At 71.1% G+C, this 16,174-nt stretch carries 9 protein-coding genes; 1 reads left to right on the top strand and 8 read right to left on the bottom strand.

The window, feature by feature from the left end:
- Window positions 1-51: 51 nt before the first annotated feature.
- Entirely contained in the window at window positions 52-654 is a 603-nt protein-coding gene (locus tag DFJ66_RS38670) for a hypothetical protein (protein ID WP_147459500.1), read from the bottom strand.
- A gap of 465 nt (window positions 655-1,119) precedes the next feature.
- The gene (locus DFJ66_RS42365) at window positions 1,120-1,365 is read right to left on the bottom strand and encodes a hypothetical protein (RefSeq protein ID WP_147459499.1); all 246 of its coding nucleotides are present in this window, start codon (window positions 1,363-1,365) and stop codon (window positions 1,120-1,122) included.
- Between the two features lie 134 nt (window positions 1,366-1,499).
- Between DFJ66_RS42365 and DFJ66_RS38665 the strand changes: the two genes are divergently transcribed.
- On the top strand, window positions 1,500-6,869 hold the full coding sequence (locus tag DFJ66_RS38665; RefSeq protein WP_121229190.1) for an XRE family transcriptional regulator: 5,370 nt from the start codon (window positions 1,500-1,502) through the stop codon (window positions 6,867-6,869).
- 345 nt (window positions 6,870-7,214) lie between these two features.
- Here DFJ66_RS38665 and DFJ66_RS38660 read toward each other — a convergent pair whose 3' ends face one another.
- From DFJ66_RS38660 to DFJ66_RS38635, 6 genes are all read right to left on the bottom strand, one after another.
- Entirely contained in the window at window positions 7,215-9,317 is a 2,103-nt protein-coding gene (locus DFJ66_RS38660) for a transglutaminase-like domain-containing protein (protein ID WP_121229187.1), read from the bottom strand.
- Window positions 9,314-10,486 (bottom strand): DUF58 domain-containing protein, encoded by a 1,173-nt coding sequence (locus DFJ66_RS38655; protein ID WP_147459498.1) that lies wholly within the window; start codon window positions 10,484-10,486, stop codon window positions 9,314-9,316. Before DFJ66_RS38655 ends, DFJ66_RS38660 begins: the two co-directional genes overlap by 4 nt.
- Window positions 10,483-11,466 (bottom strand): AAA family ATPase, encoded by a 984-nt coding sequence (locus DFJ66_RS38650; RefSeq protein ID WP_246030096.1) that lies wholly within the window; start codon window positions 11,464-11,466, stop codon window positions 10,483-10,485. The genes DFJ66_RS38655 and DFJ66_RS38650 overlap by 4 nt, the downstream gene beginning before the upstream one ends.
- A gap of 16 nt (window positions 11,467-11,482) precedes the next feature.
- Window positions 11,483-13,783, bottom strand: coding sequence for a protein kinase domain-containing protein (locus DFJ66_RS38645; protein ID WP_170199966.1), 2,301 nt, complete (start codon window positions 13,781-13,783; stop codon window positions 11,483-11,485).
- A 43-nt stretch (window positions 13,784-13,826) separates the two neighbouring features.
- On the bottom strand, window positions 13,827-15,362 hold the full coding sequence (locus DFJ66_RS38640; RefSeq protein ID WP_121229178.1) for an FHA domain-containing protein: 1,536 nt from the start codon (window positions 15,360-15,362) through the stop codon (window positions 13,827-13,829).
- A 101-nt stretch (window positions 15,363-15,463) separates the two neighbouring features.
- The gene (locus DFJ66_RS38635) at window positions 15,464-16,126 is read right to left on the bottom strand and encodes an FHA domain-containing protein (protein ID WP_170199964.1); all 663 of its coding nucleotides are present in this window, start codon (window positions 16,124-16,126) and stop codon (window positions 15,464-15,466) included.
- Window positions 16,127-16,174: the final 48 nt, after the last annotated feature.

Raw genomic sequence — 16,174 nt, 5'->3', positions numbered from 1 at the left:
CTACGTCGAACTCCGATCTCGGGATGGCCTGTCCTGAAGTGACGATCCGGGCTACCAGGCCAAGAATCGCCGGGAGAGCGACAGACGATTCGAGTACATGGCGTCACCAGACTGGGACGACTCAGGCACGGGTTCAGGTGCAGGATCCGGCATGGCCTCCGCGAGTTCGGGCAGGCTGTGCAGATAGGGATCGGCACCGACGACCCGGAACAGGACGGTGCGGGTCATGGCCGACAGTTCCATATCGCTGATACTGGTGAAGGGCTTGATCGTCCAGTCCGTGGTGGCAGCCCGCGCAGCCGCAGCTTCGAACCTGTTGACCGCACTCGGTTCAAGTCCGCGGCTCAGGCAGTCGCCCGGTGTCGCCGCGGCCACAGCCAGATCCTCCCCGAACGGACTGTAGAACACGGTCCGGCGAGGCCAGTACTTGTGGGTGAGGACCGCGTCGCCCGCCTCGTCGACTTCCCAACCGACGGCGCTGAAATCGGTGCTCGGGTGAATGCCGAGCAAGCCTTCAAGCTGGGCTCCGTTGATGATCTCCTGCTCGTCGTCGACGTCCGGGTGCAGCGGGTCGATCCAGTCTGCGGTCGGCGTGATCGGTGCACACGCGGGTGCGTACCGCAGCATCGCCAGTACCGCGATCTCGGATCGCACGGTCGCGGGCGGTACCGGTGCGGTGGTGCGCCCCGGCCATCGGTCCACGATCTGCTCGCGCTGACTGGCGTGTTGCCGGAGCGTGCGTTGCCGCGCTTCGTCGATCTGCTGCCGGCGGGACGTTCGCGGTGAGGCTCCAACACCCGCATCTCCACCGCTTTCGCGTGGCTGCCCGCATCACCGGCCTCCGCCAAGGTGTCCAGGACGAGTTTCGCGTCACCGGATCGGTGGTCGATCGGCTCGATCATGCAACTACTCCGACTGTGCTCGCGGTATCACCGCTGTGGTTCCGGTGTGTCGGTGGATGCGGCGCGACGCAAGATCATGCGGAACTCATCGCAATCACACTGACAGAAGCTGCAGACCACCTCGGACAGTGTGACACTCCGCAGTTCTGCGGAAGATGCCGCACAAGTTCCGCGAGCACTTGAACCGGCACCGACCAATGCCGGGCATGAGCCCTCTTCACGTTGGTCCGAGATGTTGACCAGCCTGCTGCCGTTCGTCACTACCGTGTCTGCACACGGCCAGGCCTCCCGCGACTACCCCTGCCTGCACGATCTCCTCCCCACCCACGACGATGTTCACCGTGACCGGCGATGTCGGAGGACGCAGCGCTCGACGCGTGGCGCAGAGCAGCAGCGCCTGTCCCGCAAGGAGGAGAGCGGCGACCACGCACATGACCACGACGAGCGGCACCGCGTTCGTCATGTCGTCCCCCCTTTCACGTTGTCCGGTGATCCCCGGTTGCCGCTAGCGTGGAACGACCGGTGGCTGTCCCGACAGCAGTGGGACGTTTTCGGGACACCGCTGGGGACACGGCCGGAAGATGTGGAGGGTGACGAGTGGAGCCGTCCGCGCAGGAGCGTGCCTTCGCCGCCGAGGTGGAACGCCACCGTACCGCCGCACACGTCACGCAGGACTGGGTCGCGCAGCAGGTCGGTCTGTCCCGCTCCAAGGTGTCGGAGGTGTGCGGTGCCCGCTACCTGCCCAACAGGCAGGTACTGGACGCGATGGTCACCGCCTTGGCTATGGACCGGGAACGCGCGGTCGCGCTGTGGAAGGCGGCGTGGGACGGCCGTCGCGAGCGATTGCGAACCGCGCGGACCACAGCGGAGAGCCCGCCCGACGACTGGTCGTCGCTGCCGGTGCTGCCCGCCGAGGTGCGCTCACTGCTCAAGGCCCAGGAGGTCGCCGCCCGCGACATGCCGTACAAGCTGCCGGGGGCCCGAACGCCGTCGCTGGACACGGTCTACGTGCGACAGGAACTGAGCACGGCGAGCGAGGAAACCCGTGACGAACAGGTGCGCACCGAACCGGAACTCGACGAGCGCGGATTTCTCCACGAACGCGCGGCACCCAAGCCCCGCCTCACCGTCCGCCCGCCGGCGCGCACCGTGCACCAGGCGTTGGACGGCGACGACCACATCCTGGTCACCGGAGGGCCGGGACAAGGCAAGTCGACCCTGTCCCTCCGCCTGGCCGGCGAGATCGCCGCACGCTGGTCCGGCGATGACGCGCCCCCGCCGCTGAGCGAGCCCGTGATCCCGCTGCGTCTGACCGCCGGCACCCTGGCCACCCGCTTGGACATCCCGTTTCCGCAGGCCCTCGTGGACGGCATGCGCGCGGAGTACGGCTCGCTGTTGTGGTCCGAGGTCAGCCCCGAACAGGTCGGCCGACGCGTGGCGGGCTGCCGGTGGCTGCTGCTGGTGGACGGTCTGGACGAGGTCGCGGACCCCGCCGACCAGAGCCGCCTGGTCCATGTGCTGGAGCGCTGCGCCGCACCTGGTTCACCCTACCGCGTGGTGGTGACCACCCGCCCGATCGACGGCAGCGTCCTGGTGCCCCTGCAACGCGCGTCGGCGGTCCGCTACGAGCTCCAGCCCTTCGATCAGCAGGCCCTCCGCGACTTCGCGCACAACTGGTTCGACACCCCCGACGAGGGCGACCGCTTCCTGCGCCAACTGCATGAGGCCCACCTCGGCGAACTGGTCACGGTCCCGCTCCTGGCCACCATCGCGGCGATCATCTGGGAGGAGTACGGCAACCGCCCGCTTCCGGACAACCAGTACGAGTTGTACGAGTCCTACCTGGCCTACCTCACCACCGCCCATCCCACCGCCCCCAGCCTGTTCGACGCCGTACGGGTCCCCCTCCTGGAGCACCTGGGCCGGGTCCGCCTGGAATCCGACAGCTCGCTGCTGGCCGCCGCCCGCGCGTGGGTCGCCGAGCGCCTCCCCACCCCCATCGGCTGGACCGACGCGCTGACCACCTTCCTCACCGCCGCCGGCCCCCTGGTGTTCCGAGCCGACGACCTGGCCTTCCTGCACCACAGCTTCGCCGAGCACCTCGCCGCGACATCGCAGGCACGTGACCTGCCCACCGCCTTCACAGCGGAGGCCCCAGCCTTCAGCGCCCTGGCGCACACCGCCCTGCAAGGCGACCGGGGCCGCCACGCGAAGGCCGTCCTGCTCCACTACACCCGACTGCACCCCGACCAGGCCGACGACGTCGTGCGCTCCCTCCACGCCGGCGGTGCGACTCACCACGTCCTGGCCGCGAGCCTGTTGGCGAAGCACGCGCCGGTGAGCGCGGACGTCCTGGAGGGTTTCCTGGCCACGACCCGGAAGTGGGCGATGACCACGGAGTACCGGGTCGTGGACATCCTCGGTCACGTGAGCCGGGCGGCCCACCACCCGGGCCTCGTGCCGTGGTTGGTGGACCTCATGCGCAACGACAGGGCCCCGTGGCCATCCCGCGTGGAGGCCGCGATCGCCCTGGGCACCCGACTGCGCACGACGCATGCGCCGGAGGCCATCGCACTCCTGTGCGCGGTCACGGACGACACCACCGTCACCGTGAACGAGCGCCTCAACGCCGCCGAGGCACTGTCCGGCTGCGGGACCGCCGAACGCAAAGCCGCCGAGCAGGGCCTGCTGGCGGTGCTGAACGACCCGAACGCCGACGTGCACGACTGCCGCACAGCGGCCATCGTGCTGGCGAGCCTCGGTCCTGAGTGCCATACCACCGCGGTCGCGGCCCTTTCAGCCCTCCTGGACGACCCGTTCATGCCCAACGCCGACCTCGTGACGATCGCGACAGGACTTCTGGAGGTGGACTTCGCGTTCCACGACAGGTGCGCGGAAGTCTTCCTGTCCGTCCTGCACGACCGCGTCGATTCCATGGACGGCCGCAGGAACGCCGCACTCGCCCTGGCCTCGCTCGGCACCCAGTATCTGGAACGGGGCGCCACCGTCCTGACCGATCTGGTCACGCAGCGGAGCATCTGGCGCCACAAGCGCATCCAGGCGGCTGAGGTGCTGGCAGAACTCGGTCCGCGGCACCGGCTCGCCGCCGCGGAGCAGTTGCGGGCGATGATGGCGGAACCGGACATGCACCATACGGAGCGCAGGTCCATCGTCGAAGTGCTGGTGGACCTCGGCGCCTGCGGGCGCGACCAAGCCGCGAACTGGCTCAGGGGGACGGTCGATGAGCCCGACGCGGATGCGAACAGCCTTTACTGGACCGCCCGTACCCTGGCCGACCTGGGGCCGGAGTACCACGACGAGGCTGTCCGGCTGCTCCTGCGGGTCATCGACGACCCACTGGCGGACGGGTCCGACCGCGCGGGGGCACTCGACCGGCTGGCGGAGTTCGGCGGACTCCATCGAGCGACCGCCGTTCGCCACCTGCTCGCCGACCTCGAAGAACGGGGCGCCGACCCCGGGACACGGGTCAATGCGGCCCACCGCCTCGCCCAACTCGGGCCGGAGTTCCACGAAGCCGTTGTGGACAACCTCGTTGACGTCCTTGGCGATGACCTCAGCGAGCACGACGCGTCCAGTGCTTGGCGGCTGTTGGCCTCTCTGGACATGCGATACGCGGACATCGCGAACAAAGCCCTTCTCGATCTGGTGCAGGCAGACCTGAACGCACAAGATCGGCAGAGGGTCTCGTACTTGACCAGCCCTGAGGTCGACACCAAGGACGCCGACGAGGCCGCCGACATATCACTTCGGGTGTTGGCCGACACGTCGGCCTCACCGTGGACCCGCCGGAAGGCGGCCAACAACCTGGTCCGCCTCCACCGCAGGTTCCACGCTCCGCTGTTGACGACCGTGGTCAGCCTGATGGACGCCGATCCGCAGCTCCTCCACAAAGCGGAACTGTTGTCCCCCTTCGAGTCGACAGCCCGCGTCGTGCGGGTCCGGTTGGCTGCTCACATCCGAGCTTCCATCGGCGCGAGCACCGATGCAGGGGCGGTTGTCAGCGGAGGCAAACTGCTGCTATCGCTCGGGCAAGCGGACCAGACGTTGGCACCACTGCTGCACGGGATCATGCTGGACACCGTGGTTGACGTCACGACCCGGGCAGAGGCCGCGGTGTTGCGCGCGACCCTTGATCCCGCGTACTTGGCCGAGGCGGTCGAGATCGCTGCCAGCCAGACGGGCTGGTCGTGGCACTACTTCCTAGACCACCTGTCCAAGCTCGGCGCCGATGTGACCGACCACGCGATTCGCCGGGTGACCGGGCGGGATGTCGACCACCACGGCAAGCAGGCGGCCGCTCAGTTGATCGCCGAGCTGCACGGGCGCCACATCGATGAATCTGTTCACGAACTCCGATCGCAGGCAGCCGACCCCCATCTCTCCGTATCCGCGCGCCTCGAGGCCCATTCGACGCTTGCGCGGTTCCAGACTCCCGCGATCGAAGCGGTCACGTTTCTCAAGATGGTGTTCGACGACGAGGACGCGTCCGTGGACGACCGCTGCCAAGCGGCCAACCGCTTGATCCAGATGGACCGATCACACTGGAAGCACTGCACGGACGAACTTGAACGCCTGCTCCTGCGTCCGCTGATCACCCTTGACGAGCAGGCTACCTTGATCGACCGACTCGATCGGCTCAAGGCCTTTCGAAAAGTGGAGTACGACAGGCTGAACCTCGCGGTCGCGCATCACCCGAGCGTCTCGGCCCAGACTCGCAGGAACGTCCTCGCTTACATCACGAACCAAGAAGCGGACATCATCCTGCGAGACATTCTCGCGGACCCCGCAACACCGGTCTCGATGCGGGTGCGCGAAAACAGGGGGATGAAACGGCCTGCGGACGAGATCGCCGGCGAAGTGCTCACGGCGGTCGAGTCGACGTGGTCCGACCGCATCATCGCGGCCGGTGCCTCGGCGGATTCGCGTCACCTCCTGGTTGAGTGGTCCTCCGATCCCACCCTCCGGATTCGCGCGTGGCGGCAGCTCGTTCGCCAGGGAACCTCCTACCGACGGGATGTCATAGCCGATGCCCAGGGCCTGCTGGCGGACGACGGCGTAACGCCGCACGTACGGTTCCGGGTCGTCGAGTTCTTGGCCGACCGCATGACGCCGCTGCCAACGGCGGCGGTCGCCTTCCTGCGCGGTGTGCTGGCCGACGATCACGCGTCCACCCGGCAACAGCTCAAGGCGCTGCACTTGCTCCGCGACATCGCCGCACTTGATCGGATCAGGGCGGTGCGCGACGACGAGCACTCCTCCCCTGCGGCACGATGGCTCGCTTCCACGACGATGATCGACTACGAGGTCGATGACCGCGCCCGAGGCGCCGCGGCTCTTCGCTCGATCGCGACCGATCTCCGACAACGACCTGCGATGCGGTGCGCGGCGGCAAGGGATCTCGCCCGGTTCGGGGTCGGAGGGAGGCGCCAGGCCGCCGATGCGGCGTACGCGATGATGGAGGACGAAGGCCTGCCGACGATGTCCAGAGCACATGCGGCCTCGATCGTGGCCAAGACTGCGATCAGCAGGCGCCGTGACGTGGTGCGCCTGCTCGAAGGTCTGTGCGGTGTCGAGAACCCGCGGCACCGGCTGCGGGTGTTGCAGGCGCTGGCCGTCGTCGCGCCGCTGACGGCTGCGCATCGGCTGCGGGAGATGGTCCGGGATCGACATCTACCTGCTGGGGTGCGCGTGCGGTGCGCGGAGATGCTTGTGAAAACGCACCGCGGGTACCGGGAGTCGGCAGTCATCGCGGTGAGGGAGGTCGCTGTCGACGACGGAGTGCCGCGGCACATCCGGGTGCGGGCGGCTCAACGGTTGGCCAGGTGGAGCGAAGTGCTCCGGAATGAGGCGCGCAGCACGCTGTGCGACTTGCAGCCCGAGCGGCAAACAGCGCCGAGTGCCAACGCATTCGCGCGACACAGAGGGACTAGCGGGCAGGTCGGCTGATCCGGTGTCACCGGCCGTCGCGACGGAATCACAAGAAGGTGCAGACCTTTGACGCGCTCGACCAGGGCCTGCGGTCTGCACTGCATGTCGGCGTGGCCGCCGACTTCCACCGTGTCGGCACAGCGGCGAACACCGGCCCTCGATCTTCTCGGTTGGGCATGAGGCGTAGTGGGGCGACCGGCCGGGCACCGCCACGGTGCCCGGCTCGACCTCGCCGGTCGGGTGAACGACGATCGACCCCGAGTCGGTGGCCCCTTCGCGGCGAGTTGACCGCCACCGATTCCGGTCCGGCCAAGGGCAGTCGGCTGCCGGTCGTTCGACCCACGACCGAGGGCACGGGAAGCTTCACGGTCGGACCGTCAGGTAGGCGGCAGGTGCTCGTCGGGGCACCAGTGGGCGCGGGTCCAGGTTCTGGAGCGCGCGACGCCCGACGCCGAGTCCCGCCAAGGCGCGCACGCTGTCCAGGAGGCGAACGGCGTCCTCGGCCATCTCGTCGGTCACGTGCCCGGTGCCGTAGGCCGCCCGGTCCACCAGATCGGCGAGCGGACGCAGGACCTGTTCGTGTTGATGCGCCGCCTCGACCACCTGTCCCGTCGTGTGCCGGTCGTCAATGTCCACCCCCGCCGCCCGCAACACGCGGACCGCGTCACGCCAGGCGGAGATCACCCGCTTGCGCGGACTGCCACGCCGCAACGAGCGCCGTCGTACCAAGCTGTTCACCGGCGGGACGACGAGGACGAACAGGAGGATCACCACGCCCGCCGCGATGGACACGATCGTCCAGGGCGACCCGGCGTCCTGGCCCGCCGAGGAGGTGCCGCCGGCGACCGATGACTCGCTGGAGGAGTCGGGTTCGACTGGCACTTCCGGTTCGTTCGCCGGCGGCAGGTCGACCGGACCCGACTCCGGCGTGGAGGTGTCCTGAGGGGACTGCCCGCCGTCGGACACACCGGTGGTCGGCGTCGGGTCGACCGGCAGCCAGCCCAGCCGCTCGAACCTCACCTCGGTCCACGCCCGCACGTCCCGACCGCTGATCGACAGCCTGTCGCCGTCCCAGCGTGGGGTGAATCCGAGCACCACACGGGCGTCCCAACCCAGCTCCCGACACAACACCGCGAAGGCGGACGCGTACTGCTCGCTCGTCCCCCGGAAACCGCGCAGCAGCGCCGACACCTGGTAGAGCCCGTGGCCCCCAGGCGCCGTGGCTGAGGTGTCGTGCCTGAAAGGCTCACCGCGCAACGCGTAGAACAAGCCGAGGAACTTGTCCAGTTCGGCGACCCGACCGGCGGTGGCCCTGTCGAGGAACGCGAGCACGTCGGGTGGGAGCCCAAGGCGGTCACGGGCGGCCGCGCGCGCGGGTCGATCGGTGCGCAACAGGTCGGCAGACACCAAGGGTTCACTCGCCGTGATGCGGTACGCGTCGGGCGCTCGGCCGCCTGCCGGCACCACGATGTCGCCGGTCACCTCGTCGAAGCCCAAGCCCGCCACGTCGATGCGGACCGGCCGACCGGGCCGCGGCAACCAACCGAGGCTGTCGGGTGTGCGGACGGCCAACTCCAGCGTCGACTCCCGCCTCGGCGCATCCCCTTCGCCCGCGACGGGGAACTGGTGCGCGGCTCGGCGGTAGTCGCCCGAAGGCGACCAGCCACGCCCGTCGAAATCGGTGAGCGTGACCATGCCAAGGTGCTCGACCCTGGTCGACCCGGTGCCCTCGACTTCGAGGACCAGTCGCCCTTCGCGCAAGGCGAGGAACTGCGCCATCGGATTGGTCCGCTGCTTGGGGCGCACGGGCGCGTCCACCAATTCCTGGGCGCTCACGGGCGACCGGCCCGATTCCGGTCCGAATTGGACGAAGAAAAGGCATGACATCGCCCCGACCACGACGATGGCGGCGCCCTTGGCAAGACGCAGAGGCGCGACAGCCGTGCCGGGGAAGAACACCGGCACGGCCAGGACGACGAAGGCCGGCCCGTACCAGACCGGAAGGTCCCCGGCAGCGGCGCCGAGCGACTGCCCCAGCCCGAGGCACACCAGGGCGGGCAGGGTCGGGAGCAACGTGCCACCCGGCCGCGACGCGAGGTGCACGGTGGTCATCGCGGTCAGCGCGGACAACGCGCCCACCGTGGCCACCTCCGGTCCGTCCGCCCGGGTCGGCAGCAGGCCGGTGAGCAACCGGACCGGGCCCGAGAGCACGTCGCCGCCCGGCCTGGTCACCACCGCCACCGCGGCGAGGGCCGAGCACAGCGCGAGCAGCGAGCCGACCGCCCCGCCGCGACCGCGCGCCACCCGTGCGCGCAGGACTTCCCAGCCCGCCACGACGAGCGCCGGCGCCACTACGGCGAACGTCACGACGAGCCCGGCCTCGGCGTCGAACGCCGGCCGGAACGACCACGCCGCCAGAGCACTCAGCGCGGCGGCGGTCACGACCCGGGCGATCGCGGAGGTCATCGGCCCACCCCGCCCACGACGAGGAGGTTCCACGCGGAGACGACGTCGCGCGCGGTGTGCCCCCCGACCACGGCCAGACCTCGCCGCCGGTGGGTAGCGACCGGGCCGTGCGCCGCCGGCACCACGCGCAGCACCACGATCGGTGCGAACCTGCGACGCCGTTCGGCGAGGGCCGCGGTCACCAGCTCGTCGTCGGCACCCGTGACGACCACCAGCGCGGCGCCCGGCCTGGCCTGGTCCACCTCCTCGACCAGCCGCAGGGGATCGCTGTCCGGGATCAGCGCAGCCGCGGCGAGGCGGTCGAGCATCTCCGTCACGCCGCTGTCGGCCGGGTCGACCGGCTCGCCCACGACCCGGACGTCGACGCCGGCGGAGCGGCCCGCGTCGAGGGTCGCCTGTGCCACCGAGGCGGCGACCTCGACCGCGTGCTCGAACGAGTCCGGGTCGAAGACCGACGAGCGCGTGTCGAGGACCACCGTCGCGGTCGGTTCCATGGTGTCCACCGAGTCGCGCACCACCAGCCGGCCGACCCGGGCGGTGGACCTCCAGTGGATGCGCCGCGGGTCGTCGCCGGGCACGTAGTCGCGCAGCGCGGCGAACGCCGTGGTGCCCGCCTTCACGGCCTCCGCTCGCCCTTCGTAGTCTGGGACGGTTCCGACCGGCACCTGGTTCGCCGGGAACACGCGCGGGTGCACCCACAGCACGTCCGTGCCGCCGTGCGGTTGCGCGCGGTGGAACAGGCCCAGCGGGTCCCGTCGCCCGACCAGGAACGGACCGATCACCAGCCGTCCTCGGCGGTGCGTGGGAAGCCGGTACGGGACCTGCCGTCGTCCTCCCGCCCGCACACGGCCGACAGGCACTTCGACCGGCTGGTCGCCGACCCGGTCGACGACCAGGAGTTCGGGCACGGCGAACCGACCGGTGTTGCGGACCACGAGTTCGCCCAGCGCCGGTTCGCCCACCGTCACGCGCTCGGCCACGACTCGCCGGACGAGGTCGACACCGGGCCGCAGCACCACCGTGACACCGGAGAGCGCCAACACGACCACACCACCGACCGACAGGGCCACCAGCATCGAGTACCCGAGCAGCACGCCGACTCCTGCCAGGACCACCGACGTGCCCAGCACGGCCCACCCCGACGCGCTGAGCGGCCCCCGGCGACTCACGCCGACACCATCGGCGCGGGAGCGGGGACCGATGCGAGGACCTCGCGCAGCACGGTGGCGGGCGAGGCGCCACGCACCTGGGCCTGGGCCGTCGGCATCAACCGGTGCGCCACCACGGGAACCGCGACCGCGCGCACGTCGTCCGGGACGACGAACGGGCGTCCCATCCCGATCGCGTGGGCCTGCGCGGCGCGCAGGAGGGCGATGCTGCCGCGGGAGCTCAACCCCAGTCGGAGCGCTTGGTGCGCGCGGGTGGCCTGGGCCAGCAGGGCGATGTAGCGGGCGATCTCCGGGGCCACGTGCACCGCGGTCACCGCCTCGCGCATGCGGGTGATCTCGTCGAGCGTGGTCACCGGTCGGGCGACGGGCGCGGGTGCGACGGCCCGGTTGGCCAGCAGGGCGGTTTCCACGTCCACGTCTGGGTGCCCGAGGGAGATCCGCATGAGGAAGCGGTCCAACTGCGCCTCGGGCAGCTGGTAGGTGCCTTCCAGGTCGATCGGGTTCTGCGTCGCCACCACCAGGAACGGCGTGGGCACGGGATGGCCGACGCCGTCCACGGTCACGCTGCCCTCCTCCATCACCTCCAACAGCGCCGACTGCGTCTTGGGACCGGCGCGGTTGATCTCGTCGGCCAGCACGACGTTGGCGAACACCGGGCCGGGCCGATAGCGGAACGCCCGTTGCCCCTCGTCCCACACCGACACCCCGGTGATGTCGCCTGGCAGCAGGTCGGGGGTGAACTGGATGCGCTGCCAACTCCCCGAGACCGCGGTGGCGATGGCCTTGGCCAGGGACGTCTTGCCGGTGCCCGGCACGTCTTCGATCAACAGGTGCCCTCCGCCGAAGACGCAGGCCAGTGCCAGGCGAACGGCCCCGGTCTTGCCCTTCAGCACGCGCTCGACCTCGGCGAGCACGGTGTCGTGCACTGATTTGAACCGGATGGCGGAGTCTTCCGGGCTGATCGTCGGGTGAGTCGTCACGTGTCCCTCGTGTGGTTCATCTCGGGCAGGCGGATGGGGGTGCGGGGTCGGGCGGCGGGTCGGTCACCCCGAGGGCGACGACGAAGTAGCAGCCCGTCGGGAGCGGGTCGGGGTCGCGGTAGCTGCTCGCTTCGGGCGAGCGCAGCTCGGCACGCAGTTGGCTGCCCTGCATGACGGCGACGCCGGCGAAGTTCGGCAGTTTCGCGGCGTCCTCGGGCCAGGACACGACCGCCGCGCCGTCCGGGTCGACCGACACCGTGACCGGGAGCCGGTAGGGCTGGGGCAGCGAACTGGTCGTCACCGCGGCGGCCGTCGTGCCCCCGGTGCCGTCACGGCCCCTGCCGGAGATGGACCAGGCCAGCGCGCCACCGACGGCTCCCCCGAGCAGGACCGCCGCAGCGGCCAAGGCGAGAGGCCGTCGCCGGGCTGACGACACCACGACCGACCGCCGACGGCGGGAGGACGGCTCGGGTTCGGCCGTGACCGGTGGCGCCGGCCGTGCGCTGGTCAGCGTGGCGGCGGAACTGTCGTCGGCGTCCGCCCCGACGCCCCTCCCCCACCGCACGGCCGGTGCGGGGCGCTCCGTGGCGTCGTGCGCGGACGGTTCGGGTCCGAAGTGGCCCGGCACCGGATCAGCAGGGGTCAGTGCCACCTCGCGCACCAGGTCGTGGAGGAACTCCGACACCTCCACCGCCGTCGGCCGGGTGCGCGGTTCCTTGGCCAGGCAGGAGGACAGGAACCGCCACGCCCCGTCGGACAACCCCGGTGGCCGGGGCGGGGCTTCGTGCAGGTGCTTGCGGAGGACCTCGTCGGTCGTGCCGGTGAACAACCGGTGCCCGGTCACCACCTCGTAGATCGTCACGCCCAGCGCGTACACGTCGGCTTGGGGCGTCGGTTCGGCGGGGACTTCGGCGCCGGGGACGAGTTCGGGCGCGAGGTAGGACGGCGTTCCGAGCACCTGCCCGGTCCTGGTGAGGTCGGCGTCGCCCAGCGCCTTGACCAGTCCGAAGTCGGTGAGCAGGGCGGTGCGCCGATCGCCGACCGCGCGCACGAGGATGTTGGCGGGTTTCACGTCGCGGTGGACGATCCGGTTGGCGTGCAGGTGCGCCAGCCCGGAGGCGACCTCGGCGAGCAGCCGAGCGCCGTCCGCGCGGCCCACCCGCCCCTCGGTGAGCAGCGCGCGCAGGTCGGACCCGGGCACGAACTCCATGACGATCGCCGCACGGCCTCGATCGATCACGACGTCGAGGACCTTCACGAGGTGCGGGTGGTCGAGCCCCTCCAGCGTGGCGTGTTCCCGCAGCAGCCGGGTGCGGCTGGTGGCGTCGGTCGATGCTTCCGGGTTGAGCACCTTCACGGCGACCTCCCGGCCATCGCTGGCGCGGCGGGCTCGCCACACCTGTCCGGCGCTGCCTGAGCCGAGCACCTCCAGCAGGGTGTAGTCGCTGCCCATCGCCTGCTCGGCGCGGGCGGCTACGCCCGGCCGCATGGCGTGTGCGGTCCGATCGGGATCACCGGCGTGCGCCAACTCGCGCTGGAGCCGGTCGGCGAACGCGGCCAGTGAAGAGGGTCGGTCGCCCGGCTCGCGGGCGAGCGCCTCACGCAGCAGCGCCGCCACCGACTCGGGCAGACCCGGTGCGCTCGGTGCGGGTGCGTTGTCGTTGAGCAGGCGCAGCAGGCGCTCGTAACGGGTACCGGTCACCGGCGGTCGGCCGGACAGGAGCGTCCACACCGCGGAGGCGAAGGCGTAGAGCTCGGCATGCGGGGTCCAGTCGCCGCCGTTGAGGACTTCCGGCGGCTCGTGACCGCTGCCTTCGGCGCCCAGGTGGACCATCTCGGTCAGCACCGGGGGTATGGGGGTGTCCAGCAGCACCCGGCCGCTCGGCTGCCGCACCAACGCCGCCGGGCTGAGCCCTCCGTGCAGCACGTCGCGGCGGTGCAGCAGGACCAGCGCGGGCGCGACGCCGAGCACGACCTGCCGGACCTCGTCGGCGGGCAGCGGCCCGCGCTCGGCGATCCGGTCGGCGAGGCTGGTGCCGATCGGGTCGGTGACGAGGAACGCCCTGTCCCCGTGGTCCTGGCCGTGGTCGACCAGCGGCACGACCAGGGGGCTGCGGAGTTCCTCCAGCACCGACGCCAGCACCGACGCCTCCGTGCGGAACCGGCGCAGGGCGATCCGGTCGAGCGGTTCGCGGACCACCCGCAAGGTCACCTCGGCATCGTCGGATTCCCGACGCGCCGGCGCGATGAGGTAGGGCCCCGCCTCCACGGGCCGCGCCACCACGCGGTAACCCGGGACGGCGCCGAAGGACCCCACTGCCACACCTCTCACTGATCACGCTCGCTTCGTTCCATGTCGGTCAGCGCCGACCCGGCCCCCGCTCGGACACCGCGGTCGTCCGGTCGGGGTCGTCGTCGAGCGCGACGGGCGCCCGCTGTGCCCGCCCCAGCGCGGTGAACCGGCGTTCGCGCACGGCGATCGGTCCGGTCCAGTCCTCGTGGGGTTGCTCGCCTTCGAGCCGGAACGGCGCCAGGGCGAGGGCGAGCCGGGTCGCGTGGTCGGGCGCGAGTCCGTCGAGCAGCACGTCGTGGACGGCTTGCGCCGCGGGCCGCGTGAGCCGGCCGCGAGTGCCGGTCGGGCCGGTTGCCACGAGTGTCGCGGCGCACCCCTCGGGCAGGACCTCGCCGGGCTGCGCCAGGCACAGCAGGTGCACGCCGACGGGCGGCCCGTCGGAGAGGAGCTCGCCGAGCCCGGGCAGCTCGCGCAGCCGCCGCACGCCGTCGAGCACCAACAGGAAGTCGGGACCGGGTGCGCGCAGCGCGCCGTGCCGCCGGGCGACCCGCTCGCGGACGAGCGCGTACAGCTCGCCGAGCCGGGCGCGTGCTTGCCCGGCGTCGGTGGCGACCAGCCGGGCGCAGTCGAAGTCGTCGGTGGGCGGTCGGGTGTGGGGCAGCCAGCCGACCCAGTCCCAGTCCGCCTCGGCGTCGTGGCCCGTCACGACGACGACCGCCAGGTCGTCGGGTGCGTGTAGCACGGCGGCCTGCGCCACGAGGGCGCGCGCGACGGCCGTCAGGGACGGGCGCGGGCCCGCGATGCCGAACACCCCGCACTGCCGCAGGTCCACCGCCTCGACGGCGACGGCCGGCTCGTCGCGGAGGCCTACCCGCAACCGCAGGAAGTCCACATCGGACGGACGGCGTTCCCAGAGCCGGCTCGACGGCGCACAGGCCAGCGCGGCCACCCGCGTCGGGTCCGGGAAGTCCTCGGCACGCGCCGCCGCGGGCGCCCGGGACGGACGGTGGAACACCCGCACCGGCGTTCCGGGCAGGTCGTCCACCCGTGCGTCGGCCGGGACCACAGGCCGCAGGCCGACAACGGTCTCGCCGAGACCGACGACGTCACGGGGCCCGAGGTCGACCGGGCCGGAGATCAACTCGCCGTTGCGGCGGACGCCGTTGCGGGAGCCGGTGTCCTCCAAGCGCGCCGAGACACCGTCACCGGTGGTCACCACGCGCGCGTGGCGTCTGCTCACCTCGCTGTCGCGCAGCACGAGGTCCGCCGCCGTGCCGCGACCGATGGTGAGCGCCCCGGACGGGTACAGCGTGGCGCTGGGCCCGCCGTGCAGACCGCCCACCACCGCGATCTCCCGCACGCCTCCGCCCACGGCCGAGCTCATCACCGGGGGCGCCGACCGGTCCAGGCCGAGCACCGCGCCGTCCGCGATGCCCGCATCGGTCAGCGACAACCAGCCGGGCAGCGGGGTCGCGCCCAGGTACAGCTCCTGGCGGCACCCGAGCGCCGCGGCCAGGTCCGCCACGCGGTGCGACGGGGCCGCCGTCACCTCCACCGCCCGCCGACCTCCGTCACGTCCGACGCACACCAGCTCGACCCGCACACCCGCTCCCTGGTCCGACTCCGCTGCCGAGCCGAACGCTAGGGGGCTCGTCGCCGCGCGAGGATCGGGAACGCTTCCCATCGACATCACCCGGTGCGGTCTCACTTGCCGATGAGCCGCAGGTCGTCCTCGACGACCAGCCGCAGGGTCAGCACGTGCTCGGCGAGGTTGAGCAGCGCGTTGTTGCCCGACATCCCGGGAACGCCCGCCCTGGTCAGCCGCGTGCGCAAATATTCGATCTTCTTCAGCAGGGTGGAACGGGGCCAGCCCAATCGCTTCGCGGCGGCCTCGTAGGTGCGCGGGTAAGGATCGTACAATTCACCTTTTTGCAGGTAACCGGCGAACAGCGCGACCAATGCGAGCTTCTCTTCAAAAGTGAGCGCAACACCAACCCCGGTGACCGTCGCCAATCCCGTCGACGAATCCCGCAGGATTGCGGGTTCCCCCTCCGGGGCTTCGATCTCGATCACGTGGGGCTTCGGTTCCGAACCCTGCACGAGCACCCGCGTGGGCCCCTGCAGCAGGTGGCGCTTACCCGGTCCGAGCACACTGCGCAGGTGGGAGTCGTCCACCACGACAAGGTTGCGACTCGCACTTCGGTTGACGACGAACCAGGCACCGTTCTCGCAGCTCAGCGCGCCTGCGTGCCGTGAGATGGCCACGTCTGCGGGGTCCAGGCACACGGTGCAGGAGCTCGATCGGCCGAAGACGAACTCCTCGTCCGGGGACACCTCGTACACCGACGAACCGACGCGCGCGACCACCGGCGACCCACTCACCGACATGCCCCCTCGACTTGGGAAGCGGTTCCC

It is taken from the genome of Saccharothrix variisporea, assembly GCF_003634995.1.
Classification (GTDB): Bacteria; Actinomycetota; Actinomycetes; order Mycobacteriales; family Pseudonocardiaceae; genus Actinosynnema; species Actinosynnema variisporeum.
This window is presented reverse-complemented; position numbering and strand designations above follow the sequence as displayed.

What these genes read in the sequence shown, in the direction of transcription:
- DFJ66_RS42365 (WP_147459499.1), bottom strand. Translation starts at nt 1,365, where the DNA reads ATGACGAACGCGGTGCCGCTCGTCGTGGTCATGTGCGTGGTCGCCGCT.
- DFJ66_RS38660 (WP_121229187.1), bottom strand. Translation starts at nt 9,317, where the DNA reads ATGACCTCCGCGATCGCCCGGGTCGTGACCGCCGCCGCGCTGAGTGCT.